Below are 11,226 nucleotides of genomic sequence, written 5' to 3'. Positions count from 1 at the left end.
CGAATGCGGTCGTTATGGTTGCTCCGCACCTGCGGGCCGTGCTTGCCGAACGTTCGGACAAGTCCCGGCACAGCCGAGCAGGTATGCTCCGGAGGCTTACGCCGCAAGGGTTTGCGGGCGGACGGCGGGCCGAAGCAGCGGGCGGATATTTGGGAGTAAGGCGAGATTCTAACGCCAAAAGTGGGTGGCGCGCGAGTTATCCACAGGGTCAAATCAACGCGCCGGACGGGCCGAAAATGCGCTGGAATGCGCGTTCGCGAGTGCTAAGCTATTGACGGTCAATAGGAAAACGGTTTAAATAGCGGGTTCCGCGAAAACAGAATTCCTGAACCTCCGGCCATCGCGCTTGCAGTGACCACACTGGAGCCAAGCCCGCGCGGTCAATCAACTCAAGTGAGAGCAACATGAAACGTACTTACCAACCTTCCGTGACGCGCCGCAAGCGCACCCATGGCTTCCGCGTTCGCATGAAGACCGCTGGTGGCCGCAAGGTCATCAACGCTCGCCGCGCGAAGGGCCGCAAGCGCCTGGCAATCTAAGTCTGCCGAGTGTTCGCTCGCGGTTGGATGCTGCACTCGACGGCGAGCCGCTCACGCGCCGCACAGAAGTCTTGAGACAGGACATCGTTCAGTTGCCGGCGCAGGCCGCGTTCCCCAAGGCCGCAAGGCTGCTGAAAACGGATGAGTTCTCATCCGTTTTTCGTTTGCGCCCCTGGCGCCGGTCGCCGCACTTCGTTCTGTACGGCAAGCCGTCCGGAAAGCAAGCGCGGCTCGGACTGGTGATCGGCAAGAAGCAGGCGCCGCGCGCGGTCACGCGCAATCTGATCAAGCGGCTTGCACGCGACGCGTTCAGGCTGCGTCGCGAGCAGCTGAACGGATTCGATATTCTCGTCCGGCTGCACGCGAAGCTCGACCGCAAGGCGATGCCGAGCGCGAGTTCCCCGCCGCTTCGGGCGCTCGTCGGCAGCGAACTGGAAACATTGCTCGACCGTGCCGTGCGCGAAGTTGCGCGCCGAGCGGCCGAAACCGTGGCGGCGCCGCCCGAGGCGCCCGCCGTCGACGACACATCCGGCCCGTCAGGGTCATGAAGCGCGGTTTGCGCCAGATTTGCCTCTCATGGTGAACCCGGCGCGCGGCGCGAAGCTTATGCAAACGGCACTCATCGCGTTGTTGCGCTTCTACAAGGTTGCTGTGAGCCCGCTGCTCGGCAACCGGTGCCGCTTTTATCCTTCCTGTTCCGACTACGCACGCGAGGCAATCCAGTATCATGGCGCCGCGCATGGCACGTATCTCGCCGTGAAGCGGCTGTGCCGCTGCCATCCCCTTTCGGCGGGCGGCGTCGATCTCGTGCCTCCTGCCCGCGGTCACGCCGGCTCCGACGACGCGTCCGAGTCGCGCGCGGATTCTGCGCAAGACAAGCTTTCAACACTAAACGGCGCTGAAGCGCTTTCCGATCGACACTGAGACAACGCATGGATATCAAACGCACCGTCCTATGGGTCATCTTCTTCGTGTCAGTTGTCCTGCTATTCGACAACTGGCAACGCGACCATGGGCGCCCGTCGATGTTCTTCCCGAGCGCGACGCAACCGGCCAAGACCGCCAGCAACCCGGCACCAGGCTCCGCCGCATCCGGCGCACAGCCTTCCGAACTGCCGAACGCGCCTGCCGGCACGGCCGCGCCTGGCACGGCGACGCCGCCCGCCACGGCACAGGCACAGCTCGTCAAGTTCACGACCGACGTCTACTCCGGCGAAATCGACACGCGCGGCGGCACGCTCTCGAAGCTCTCGCTGATCAAGGAAGGCGACGGCAAGCAGCCTGACCTCTACATCACGCTGTTCGATCACACCGCGAACCACACGTACCTCGCGCGCACGGGCCTGCTCGGCGGCGACTTCCCGAACCACAACGACGTCTTCACGCCGGTGCCCGGCCAGACGTCGCTGACGGGCGACGAAAAGACGCTGAAGATCGCGTTCGAGTCGCCGGTGAAGGGTGGCGTGAAGGTCATCAAGACCTACACGTTCACGCGCGGCAGCTACGTGATCAACGTCGATACGAAGATCGAGAACGTCGGCACCGCGCCGGTCTCGCCGAAGCTCTACATGGAACTCGTGCGCGACAACACGCCGGTCGAAACGCCGCGCTTCTCGCATACGTTCATCGGGCCGGCGGTCTACACGGATCAGAAGCACTTCCAGAAGATCGATTTCTCCGACATCGACAAGAACAAGGCCACGTTCGAGCCGTCGTCGGATAACGGCTGGATCGCGATGGTGCAGCATTACTTCGCGTCGGCGTGGATTCCGCAGCAGGGCGTGAAGCGCGATATCTACGTGCAGAAGATCGATCCGGATCTGTATCGCGTCGGCATGACGCTGCCCGCGCAGACGATCGCGCCGGGACAGACCGCGAACGTCGATGCGCGCCTCTTCGCCGGTCCGGAAGAAGAGCGCATGCTCGAAGGCATCGCGCCGGGTCTGGAGCTCGTGAAGGACTACGGCATGGTGACGATCATCGCCAAGCCGCTCTTCTGGCTGCTCGAGAAGATCCACAGCTACGTGCACAACTGGGGTTGGGCGATCGTGCTGCTCACGCTGCTCATCAAGGCCGTGTTCTTCCCGCTGTCGGCGGCGAGCTACAAGTCGATGGCGCGCATGAAGGAAATCACGCCGCGCATGCAGCAGCTTCGCGAGCGCTTCAAGAGCGATCCGCAGAAGATGAACGCCGCGCTGATGGAGCTGTACAAGACCGAAAAGGTCAATCCGTTCGGCGGCTGTCTGCCGGTGGTCGTGCAGATTCCGGTGTTCATCTCGCTGTACTGGGTGCTGCTGTCGTCGGTGGAAATGCGCGGCGCGCCGTGGATCGGCTGGATTCACGATCTGTCGCAACAAGACCCGTACTTCATCCTGCCGGTGCTGATGGCCGTCTCGATGTTCGTGCAGACCAAGCTGAACCCGACGCCGCCGGACCCCGTTCAGGCAAAGATGATGATGTTCATGCCGATCGCGTTCTCGGTCATGTTCTTCTTCTTCCCGGCCGGTCTGGTGCTGTATTACGTGGTGAACAACGTGCTGTCGATCGCGCAGCAGTATTACATCACGCGCATGATGGGGCAGAGGAAGAAGGCGGCGTAAGCGCTTTTTCTTCTCCTTGGACGTGGAAACGCCCGGCTTTTGGCCGGGCGTTTTGCTTTGTGAGTTAGATATCGTCTTCGATGATGCGCGTCGCTTCACGAAGCAATGCGAGAGCCCGTTCTCGTGGAGGAACGTTGCCGTAAGGCCGTACGGGCTCGTTGGCCTCGAGGCTCGTAACGCCATGTCCATGCGCGTCCGAAGCGCCTGTCAGCCAATCACGGGATCTTTCGACGAGCGCAGTCAGAAGTGGCCAGTTCTCCTCGGACGGGAATCCTTGGCCATTGATCCAGCGTTGCGTCGTGGCATCCCTCAGTTGCACGCCGAACTTCGCGTAGATCGCCGTGGCGAGAGCCTTTCCGCTACCCAATTTAAACGGATCGCTGCGAAATGGCCCCAGCTTGTTCAAGTCTGATTGTTTCGCAATGAGCGCTTCTCGGAAGCGCTTCTTGAAGGTGGCGAGAGAATGGATGCGTTTCATGAACCCGAGAATGCGCGAAAGTCGTTCTTGAGTGGCCAAAGGTCTTTTGGCGTACCAAATGCCTTTTGGCCGATGAAGGTGTCCGAACCTGGCTCCAGCCTCACGCAGTAGCGGTTCGTTCAGCGTTTCGATGCGCCGAGGATTTATCTCAAAGTTACGAAAATTCCCCAACAAAGGCGATTCACCGCTTCATCGCCCCATAAAACTGCTCGATCAATTCCTCGAGCAAATACCGATGATGCGGCGACAGCGCTTCGATCTTCGTCGCCAGCTCCAGCGTTTCTTCCGTCGCCGGATAGTGCTCGTCGCGCGCGAGCGGTTTCGGTGTCACCTGCGGATTGCCGCTCGGCGGCGGGCCGTAGTGCAGCCAGTGCTGATCGACCTTGAGCCATTCTGCTAGCGTCTTCAGCTTGTCGACCGTCGGAATCGAGCGCGCGGTCAGCCACTTGTGCGCCGTCTGCGGTGAAACCGGCTCGCCTTGATAGCGCAAGTTGAAATGCAAGGCGAGATCAGTCGCGCCGCGCATCTTTTCGGGTGCGCGGGTCATCGAGAATTTGAGCCGCTCGGAGAAATCGGCTTTTTCTTGTGGTGTAGGCATGGGCAGGATTGTGCGAGGCAATCGCTGCTTACAAGTCAACCATTCGAGTTATATTTTGCGTGTGCATGAATTGTTTTATCTTAAATAAGCGTTCGTCATGGTTGCCTTCGGGCAGCATATATTCACCATCCCACGCGGGCTTTGGCGAGTTATCAGATCGAACTCTCAAGATTTCAGGTCTCGGCAGGTTTCTCCCTGTATCTCAAAAAAGATAGCGGATGCGCTCGCTTTTCGCCATCTCGAATTGGTGAATTGCGGGCACCGCGCGCGATACAATGCCCGCACTTCCGAACCACCCAGTCGCCCTACCGTCATGCTGAGCAACGACACCGATCCGATCGTCGCAATCGCCACCGCGCCGGGGCGCGGCGGCATCGGCGTCGTGCGCCTGTCGTTCGGCCGCGCGGGTGAGGCCGCCGCGCATAAAGCGATGCACGCGCTATGCGGCCAGTCGCTGGCGCCGCGCCACGCGAGCTACGTGCCGTTCGCCGATGGCAACGGTGAAGCGCTCGATCGCGGCATCGCGCTCTATTTCCCCGCGCCGCACTCGTACACCGGCGAGCACGTCCTGGAATTGCAGGGACACGGCGGCCCGATCGTGCTGCAGCTGGTTCTGCAACGCGCCATTGAAGCAGGCCGCGACTTCGGCCTGCGGCTCGCCGAACCCGGCGAATTCACGCGGCGCGCCTTTCTCAACGACAAACTCGATCTCGCGCAGGCGGAAGCCGTCGCCGATCTCATCGAAGCCAGCACCGAAGCCGCCGCGCGTTCGGCGGGCCGCTCATTGGAGGGCGCGTTCTCGCGCGAGATTCACGCGCTCGTGGAAGACGTAATCACCCTGCGCATGCTGGTTGAAGCGACACTGGATTTCCCCGAGGAGGAGATCGATTTCCTCGAAGCGGCCGACGCGCGCGGCAAACTCGCGCGCATCCGCGAGCGGCTGGACACGGTTCTTGCCGATGCCCGTCAGGGCGCTCTGCTGCGCGAAGGTCTGTCAGTCGTGCTCGCGGGTCAGCCGAACGTGGGCAAGTCGTCGCTGTTGAACGCGCTCGCGGGCGCGGAGCTCGCGATCGTCACGCCGATCGCCGGCACGACGCGCGACAAGGTCGCGCAGACGATTCAGGTCGAAGGCATTCCGCTGCATATCATCGACACAGCCGGACTGCGAGAGACGCAGGACGAGGTGGAGCGCATCGGCATCGAGCGTACGTGGGGTGAAATCGAGCGCGCCGATGTGGTGCTGCATCTGCTCGATGCACGCGAGGACGTGACGCCGGAAGACCAGGCCATCGCCGCGCGCTTTCCAGCGGGCGCGCCTGTCGTGCGCGTCAGGAACAAGACGGATCTGGCGGGCGTGCCGGCCGGTACGCGCGACGGCGAAGGTCACGCGCGCGAGGTCAACCTGTCGGCAAAAACCGGCGACGGCATCTCGCTGCTGCGCGCAGAACTGTTGAAGATCGCTGGCTGGCAAGCGGGCGCGGAGAGCGTCTATCTCGCGCGCGAACGTCATCTGATCGCGCTGCGTGAAGCGCACGATCATCTCGCGCTGGCCGCCGAGCACGCCGATCAACGCTCGCAAGTGCTCGATCTTTTCGCGGAAGAATTGCGGCTCGCGCAGGACAACCTAAACGCGATCACGGGAGAATTCACGTCCGATGATCTGTTGGGCGTGATCTTCAGCCGCTTCTGCATCGGAAAATAGGCGCAGCCGACGCTATGCGCCCTCGGGCTTCCCAAGCTCACGCAACTCCGCGCAGAGCCTCTCGCTTTCTTCCGGCCGACCGTGAAACGCGGCCGGCGTGTTCTGGAACAGTTCGATCCGATACGCACCGTCGCACAGCGACAGCACCATCGTCTGCATCGCGTTCAAACCCGGTTCGAGCGCCGTCGCGCCGCGCGGCCACATGCCCGCGACGGCGCGTAACAGCAGCGACTGCCCGCTCGCCATGCGTCTCACCTCGCGCACCTTCGCGACGAAGCGTGGCGTCGGATGCTGCGCGAAGATCGGCTGGAGATGCGCCTCGATGCACGTGCGTCCGTCGATCGCGCTGCCGTCGAAACCGATCAGACTGCCGCGCTCCGTGAAGCGCGCCGCCATTGCGGCTGCGTCCTGCCGGTTCCAGTCGTCGAGCAGCCCGAAATACATACGCCTCGCGCTGGCGCTCCAATCGTCGTGCTGACTCATGTTGCTTTCTTCCAGGCCGCCGCGAAGACGCCCGCGCCCATCAGTAGCGCGCCGCCCGTGCGGTTCACCGCGCGCTGCACGGAAGGCTTGCGGATCGCCTTGCGCGCGCCGGACGCGAGCAGCGCGTAAGCGAATGCGTTGGCCGCCGCCAGTCCGACGAAGGTCGCCTCGAAAATCGCGATCTGCGACACGCTCGCCGCGTGCGGATCGATGAATTGCGGCACGAATGCGACGAAAAAGATGATGCTCTTCGGGTTCAGCGTGGTCACGGCGTAGGCGTGCGCCATGATGCGGCCCGTGCGCAATTCGCCGGTGGGTTGCACAGCGTCCGTATCGATGACGGGCGCGCGCCAAAGCTTGACGCCGAGATACACGAGATACGCCGCGCCGATCCATTTAACAGCCATGAACAGTTCCGCAGAGGCGGCGAGCAGCACACCGAGGCCGAGCATCGATGCCGTCATCGCCGTGAGATCACCGAGCGCAACGCCGAGCGTGGTGGCAAACGCGTACTTGCGGCCGTGGCCGAGCGCGTAGGACACGACGAGCAGTACGGTCGGGCCGGGAATCGCGACGAGAATCGCCGACGCGATCGCGAACGGCAGCCATTGAGCGAGGGTCATGCTGGATCTCCTGGGTGTGATGCGTCGATTTATCCATGAACTCGGGAGTGTGGCAATAGGCCGTTCAGCCACCTTGACGGCGCGGCGTTCCTTTTCTCGATCTGTTTGCTGACCCGCATCGGCATCTCGTGCAGTGCACCAAGATTGATCGGGAGGCGAAATGTCGCAGCCTGATAGGACAATAGTCAGCCTTTCATTTCTCTAAAAGCAGCTTTGCGACGATTTTCATTTGATTCGCGTTAAATAAGATCGGACTTAAAAACCTGCGACATTCTGACGTGTTGCGATCGCACACGACATGTGCTTGCAAGTTTGGCGCACTCAACTAGCATGAGTCTTGCGGTCATCCGCTTTTAAATACATAGCTAATTTCGAATTATTTCGTTTGGGGGCTATATACATGAAGAAACGCGCCAGTGCTCTCTTCGCGGTGATGGGTTTGATTGCAGCCGCTTCCGTGGCGCAAGCCCAGGACAGCGTCGTTCAGCCTCAGCAGACGTTCACCTTCCGGCCCAATTCGTATGGCTGCTTGTCCAAGGACAAGTTCGATTCGGCCGACCAGCACGCGAGAGCCGGCGAGCATCAGAAGATGCAGCAGTTTTTCGAGGGTTTCGAATGCATTTCGACTCCGGTCGATTCGCATTTTCGCGTGATTCGCGTGGTGGGCCATGACGTCGAATTCGTCAATGCCGCGAATAGCGATACGCAAGGCATGTGGACCACGGATCGTTTCATCGATCAATAAACAGGCGGCATTTGCGCTTGAATTAGCTCGGAAAACCGGCGCGATTTTTTGGTTCGCGCCGGCGTTTCGTTTTATCCGCGGATTAATCGTCAGTATTAGTCCAACGCCGCGCCGCTTGATGAGCGATTGCGCGCGTGTCGCTTTTTTCCAAATTTCCCCGGATTCGCCGCACAATGTCGGTCTCGCGCGCGACCTAACCTATCGCGCCACTCGACAATTTTTTGCCGGCTACTCACCGGCTCCCGTGCTGAATGGCTCTCAAATCAACGATCTACAAGGCAGACCTCCAGATTGCCGACATGGATCGCCACTACTACGGCGATCATTCCCTGACCATCGCGCGCCATCCATCGGAAACCGATGAGCGGATGATGGTGCGCGTCGCTGCATTCGGATTGTTCGCCAACGAGCGCCTCGAGTTCTGCAAGGGCCTCTCCGATACGGATGAGCCTGATCTCTGGCAAAAAGATCTCACCGGGCAAATCGAAACCTGGATCGAAGTCGGCCAGCCCGATGAGCGGCGCATCGCGAAGGCGAGCGGCCGTTCGGACCGCGTGATCGTCATCGCTTATGCCGGCAGGACTGCGGATATCTGGTGGAATGGCGTGAAGGGCAAGGTCGAGCGGTTGCAGAACGTGACGGTCTGGTCGCTCGCGGATGGCGTCGCCGGAGCGCTCGGCAAGCTGGCCGAACGCACAATGCGCCTGCAGTTGATGATGCAGGACGGCGAGGCGTCGCTGGGAAGCGAAACCGTCGATGCTGTCGCGATTCGCTGGAACGTGCTCAAGGCGGGCGCGATCTGAGCGTCAGGCTTCGGGCGGCCCTTTCAGTTCGACCATGTTGCCTTCAGGATCGAACAGATAGAGCGATGGTCCGAAGCCCTCGGCGCCGTAACGCCGCGCTTCTTCGCCGATACGGGCGCCGTGCTTTTCGAGGTGCGCGCGCAAGGCATCGGCATCGAACGGCTCGACGCGCACGCAGAGGTGATCCATGTTTCGGCCCTCGCTCGGCTGGCCGCTGTCCGGGCGGTCGATACTTGCGCCGACGGCCAGCAGATCGATCAGCGAGCGGCCGGCGCGCATTTGCACGAGGCCGATGTCGCGCTGTTCCTTCTCGATTGGGCAACCCAGCACGGTGCGATAGAAATTGACCATGTTGTCGAGATCGTCGCAACGGATCACGACGTGATCGATTTCAAGGATCTTGAAGTGCATGGGGGCCTCTTGCGTTCGATGTGAGAGGCAGTTTAGCGCGGTGGGAAGAGAAAACGGCAGAGGCGGGTGGAATGAGAAAGGGCCTGGCGTTTGAGCCAGGCCCTTTTGAATTCGTGGTGAGGAGGGCCCCTGAACTGTTGCGAAAACACCAAAACAATAGTTCGGAATCTCTCGCGGTAACTTTCCTGCATGCCCCACCCCATGCCCCAAAACCGGTGGGGCTGCAAATCCGGCCTTAGCATCCGACCACGACAATTGCAACAGTACGGCGGAGTGGCACCGCAACTTCACGAAGTATCGCCAAATTCGCGCAGTGCAACTGCCTGTTTTTGGTGTAAAGCAGGTCAGATTCGCACAGCCCCTCACCGCGTGACGCTGTTGGCCACGCCCGGCAAAATCCGCCTCGAGTCCTGCTGAGTGCAGCCTAAGTCAGATGTTCTGTACTTGCCAGCCTTTTGGGGGAGGCGCCCATTCATGCCATCAAGCAAACGCAGGCTCAGTCGCCTGCACGATAGGCTTAAGATACGCCCGCTTCAACCAAATAACCTTCGTGCGGCCGCCTCGCGACGTACCCACTTCGGTTTGAATCGGCACCTTGGGGCACGAGAAGCATGCGGCCGCGTGCATCCTGAAGAGCCTGACGTCGAGGAGCGCCAGCTTTGCCCGCAGGCCGCCCTGATTCGCTAGCAAGTTCTTCAGAGCATGTAAATCGCTTCGAATGGCTGCCCGCTCTGAAGTACACTTTCCCGCTTTCACACTCGAAAGTGTTGTAATGCCTGAGGAAAAGCAACCTTATTTGAAACTAATCCATTCAACCGGCGCTCGCCCCTCCGCACGCAACGAAGAAGTGTCGGGGTCAAACGAGAGCTTTTCACGGGTGAGGCGGCTGCTGCGAACCGTGTTGGACGCGCAGCTCACGCCTACTCTGACAGTGGAACAGGCATGTCATCTTCGAATTTATAAAGAAGACGAGGCGATTCCGCGAATGGGGTCTTTGCTCGACGACGTGAGTGCCCTGCGCAAGGCGGGCCTCAATGCCGCCATAGCGCTGAGAGACTTGCCCGAGGCCATCATTCTGGAGGAGCCGGCGCTTTTCAAGGCAAAATTTCCACACTTGGCCGACGCCGTTCCAGTGATGCTCGCGCACGGAGGTGTCCAGCCCTACACCGACGGTTTGCCTCGCCATGGCGCGAAGCCGACGGATGTAACGCGTCCTGTGCCCTAGTAGGGCGGCGCTCCCGAGAAGCTGGCGGATGTGACACGTCGTGCCCTAGTAGGGCACGATTACCCAACGGTCTCCTATGGCCACTGCGCGCAATCGCGGCAGCACAGCCATAGAATTGACAAAATCGTGAGTGGTTGTCGTCCCAACGGCATTTAGCGGGTTGTCGCACACCGGTAAAGGTTTCTCACAAACAGCGGAGGTCGAATTGGCGATATCCGAAGCGCCATCACAGGCAGAACTGTTTGACTTGCTCAAACGTGTGCTTGTCGCACGTATCAGACTCGATGCTGCTGATGTGTTTGACGAAGCGCTGTCTGACTACTGCGAATATGAACTCAAGCTGAGCTTAAGCATTCTCGATTCGATAGTAAGCAAATCACCGAGTTCTCATGCATTTCTGGAGCTACGCCTTGGTGACGCCTAGCGCGTGGCTATGAAAGTCGCCGGAAGCGGTACTGCCAAGGCAGCGCTCGTATGTCCTTCGCTAGCGGACCTGAACTTGGCGTGACCCGACTGCACAACAGGTAAATGGGTGCCGCGTACGTGCGGAATCTTCCCTTGCCTTATGCGAAACTGCCATGGATAAAACCCGCGAAAAATCGCGCTTTTGCACCAAAATAGAGCGTCCGGGAAGGTTTTTTGGCGCTTGTTGTGCCGAATATTCTGTAAGCGCCGTTGAAATAAAAAAATAGGCGATAAAGCCAATGAATAGCGATATTTTTTCCTCCTGCGCGCAACCATGGCAGTTTCGCATAAGGACGAAGCGATTTCTCGGCACGATGACGGTCACGCCGACCCGCCAACGTCGTTCCGAGGTGGCGACCGTCGCCATTCCGAGATATGGCCACAGCGCTTTGTAACGCTCAGTGATTTTGCGCATTTGTGAACTGACGGACGGTCACCGGAATTGTCCGGGTGATGAGGGCCGTGACGACAAGGTCACAATAATTGTCCGGATGACCGCGTCCGCGACGACAAAGTCACCGGAATTGTCCGGATGACTGTGTCCGCGACGACAA

At 60.3% G+C, this 11,226-nt stretch carries 15 protein-coding genes; 9 read left to right on the top strand and 6 right to left on the bottom strand.

Going from position 1 to position 11,226, the window contains the following annotated elements:
- Nucleotides 1–404: 404 nt before the first annotated feature.
- The 4 genes from rpmH (at nucleotide 405) to yidC (ending at nucleotide 3,139) form a co-directional block, all read left to right on the top strand.
- Entirely contained in the window at nucleotides 405–539 is a 135-nt protein-coding gene (rpmH, locus tag NK8_RS14640) for a 50S ribosomal protein L34 (RefSeq protein ID WP_004198824.1), read from the top strand.
- A gap of 71 nt (nucleotides 540–610) precedes the next feature.
- Nucleotides 611–1,087: a ribonuclease P protein component gene (rnpA, locus tag NK8_RS14635; protein ID WP_225936178.1), complete on the top strand. Its 477-nt coding sequence runs from the start codon at nucleotides 611–613 to the stop codon at nucleotides 1,085–1,087.
- Nucleotides 1,088–1,145: 58 nt separating this feature from the next.
- Nucleotides 1,146–1,463, top strand: coding sequence for a membrane protein insertion efficiency factor YidD (yidD, locus tag NK8_RS14630; protein WP_061174327.1), 318 nt, complete (start codon nucleotides 1,146–1,148; stop codon nucleotides 1,461–1,463).
- An 8-nt stretch (nucleotides 1,464–1,471) separates the two neighbouring features.
- Complete coding sequence (yidC, locus tag NK8_RS14625) at nucleotides 1,472–3,139, top strand: membrane protein insertase YidC (protein ID WP_213226761.1); 1,668 nt, start codon at nucleotides 1,472–1,474, stop codon at nucleotides 3,137–3,139.
- 64 nt (nucleotides 3,140–3,203) lie between these two features.
- On the opposite strand, the gene NK8_RS14620 is transcribed toward yidC, so the two are convergent.
- Both NK8_RS14620 and NK8_RS14615 read right to left on the bottom strand, forming a co-directional pair.
- The gene (locus NK8_RS14620) at nucleotides 3,204–3,617 is read right to left on the bottom strand and encodes a hypothetical protein (protein WP_213226760.1); all 414 of its coding nucleotides are present in this window, start codon (nucleotides 3,615–3,617) and stop codon (nucleotides 3,204–3,206) included.
- 181 nt (nucleotides 3,618–3,798) lie between these two features.
- A complete protein-coding gene (locus NK8_RS14615; RefSeq protein ID WP_213226759.1) occupies nucleotides 3,799–4,215 on the bottom strand; it encodes a transcriptional regulator in 417 nt (138 codons plus the stop codon).
- A gap of 313 nt (nucleotides 4,216–4,528) precedes the next feature.
- On the opposite strand from NK8_RS14615, the gene mnmE reads away from it, so the two are divergent.
- The gene (mnmE, locus tag NK8_RS14610) at nucleotides 4,529–5,917 is read left to right on the top strand and encodes a tRNA uridine-5-carboxymethylaminomethyl(34) synthesis GTPase MnmE (RefSeq protein ID WP_213226758.1); all 1,389 of its coding nucleotides are present in this window, start codon (nucleotides 4,529–4,531) and stop codon (nucleotides 5,915–5,917) included.
- A gap of 12 nt (nucleotides 5,918–5,929) precedes the next feature.
- Here the strand turns inward: mnmE and NK8_RS14605 are convergent, their stop codons facing one another.
- Nucleotides 5,930–6,400, bottom strand: a complete 471-nt coding sequence (locus NK8_RS14605) for an SgcJ/EcaC family oxidoreductase (RefSeq protein WP_213226757.1) — start codon at nucleotides 6,398–6,400, stop codon at nucleotides 5,930–5,932.
- On the bottom strand, nucleotides 6,397–7,023 hold the full coding sequence (locus tag NK8_RS14600) for a LysE family translocator (protein ID WP_162066714.1): 627 nt from the start codon (nucleotides 7,021–7,023) through the stop codon (nucleotides 6,397–6,399). The genes NK8_RS14605 and NK8_RS14600 overlap by 4 nt, the downstream gene beginning before the upstream one ends.
- A gap of 400 nt (nucleotides 7,024–7,423) precedes the next feature.
- Between NK8_RS14600 and sap1 the strand changes: the two genes are divergently transcribed.
- Nucleotides 7,424–7,768, top strand: coding sequence for a surface attachment protein Sap1 (gene sap1, locus NK8_RS42800; protein ID WP_225936177.1), 345 nt, complete (start codon nucleotides 7,424–7,426; stop codon nucleotides 7,766–7,768).
- 251 nt (nucleotides 7,769–8,019) lie between these two features.
- Complete coding sequence (locus NK8_RS14590) at nucleotides 8,020–8,571, top strand: YaeQ family protein (protein ID WP_213226755.1); 552 nt, start codon at nucleotides 8,020–8,022, stop codon at nucleotides 8,569–8,571.
- A 3-nt stretch (nucleotides 8,572–8,574) separates the two neighbouring features.
- On the opposite strand, the gene NK8_RS14585 is transcribed toward NK8_RS14590, so the two are convergent.
- Complete coding sequence (locus NK8_RS14585) at nucleotides 8,575–8,982, bottom strand: VOC family protein (RefSeq protein ID WP_213226754.1); 408 nt, start codon at nucleotides 8,980–8,982, stop codon at nucleotides 8,575–8,577.
- A 772-nt stretch (nucleotides 8,983–9,754) separates the two neighbouring features.
- On the opposite strand from NK8_RS14585, the gene NK8_RS14580 reads away from it, so the two are divergent.
- Together NK8_RS14580 and NK8_RS14575 are read left to right on the top strand one after the other, a co-directional pair.
- On the top strand, nucleotides 9,755–10,207 hold the full coding sequence (locus tag NK8_RS14580) for a hypothetical protein (protein ID WP_213226753.1): 453 nt from the start codon (nucleotides 9,755–9,757) through the stop codon (nucleotides 10,205–10,207).
- A 205-nt stretch (nucleotides 10,208–10,412) separates the two neighbouring features.
- Nucleotides 10,413–10,631 carry a hypothetical protein gene (locus NK8_RS14575; RefSeq protein WP_213226752.1) on the top strand — a complete coding sequence of 73 codons (219 nt, stop codon included), beginning with the start codon at nucleotides 10,413–10,415 and terminating at the stop codon, nucleotides 10,629–10,631.
- A 60-nt stretch (nucleotides 10,632–10,691) separates the two neighbouring features.
- On the opposite strand, the gene NK8_RS14570 is transcribed toward NK8_RS14575, so the two are convergent.
- The gene (locus NK8_RS14570) at nucleotides 10,692–11,087 is read right to left on the bottom strand and encodes a hypothetical protein (RefSeq protein ID WP_213226751.1); all 396 of its coding nucleotides are present in this window, start codon (nucleotides 11,085–11,087) and stop codon (nucleotides 10,692–10,694) included.
- Nucleotides 11,088–11,226: the final 139 nt, after the last annotated feature.

Origin of the sequence: Caballeronia sp. NK8 (assembly GCF_018408855.1) — a bacterium.
Taxonomy (GTDB): domain Bacteria; phylum Pseudomonadota; class Gammaproteobacteria; order Burkholderiales; family Burkholderiaceae; genus Caballeronia.
This window is presented reverse-complemented; position numbering and strand designations above follow the sequence as displayed.